This window comes from Arthrobacter sp. Cr_A7 (genome assembly GCF_029222765.1).
In the GTDB taxonomy this organism is placed as follows: domain Bacteria; phylum Actinomycetota; class Actinomycetes; order Actinomycetales; family Micrococcaceae; genus Arthrobacter.
Map to the genome: position 1 here is coordinate 1 of NZ_JARHXQ010000207.1, position 683 is coordinate 683.

Annotated in this window: 1 protein-coding gene; it reads right to left on the reverse strand. The window is 61.8% G+C overall.

Annotated elements, in window-relative coordinates; all coding sequences use genetic code 11:
- On the reverse strand, nucleotides 1-683 hold a 683-nt coding region (locus P2Q66_RS12180), incomplete at both ends, for a cation:dicarboxylase symporter family transporter (protein WP_275728376.1).

A 683-nucleotide genomic window follows, 5' to 3' on the forward strand; every position in this document is an offset into this window, starting at 1 on the left:
GCAGCCGGGATGGTGCCCAGGGTGGTCAGGGTGGCGGTAAGGGCGATGAAGCCGCCGCCGGCCACGCCTGCAGCACCCTTTGAGGTCAGCAGCATGACCGCGAGCAGGCCCAGCTGTTCACCGATGGTCAAGTCCGTGTTGGTGGCCTGGGCGATGTAAAGGGCAGCGAGGGAGAGGTAGATCGCTGCGCCGTCGAGGTTGAAGCTGTAGCCGGTGGGGACAACCAGGCCTACGGTTTCCTTCTTGACGCCGGCGTGCTCGAGCTTGCGCATCAGGCCCGGCAGGGCCGGTTCGGCGGTGGAGGTGCCGAGGATGAGCATGTATTCCTCTTTGAGGTGGCGGATCATCGTGAAGATGTTCAGCTTCAGGAAAAGCATGATGGAACCGAGCACGATCACCACGAAGAGGATGGAGGTGATGTAGAACAGGGCGATGAGTCCGCCCATGCTGGTCAGGGATGACACGCCGAACTTGCCGACCGCGTAGGCCATGGCGCCGAATGCACCAATAGGGGCGGCCTTCATGATGAAGCTCAGGATCTTGAACATGACCCCGGTGAGGCGCTGTACACCGTCCAGGACGGGGGCACCGACCTTGCCCATGGCGTTCAGGGCGATGCCGAAGATCACGGCGATGAAGATAATCTGCAGGATGTTGCCCTCAACGAAGGGGGAGACCATGCT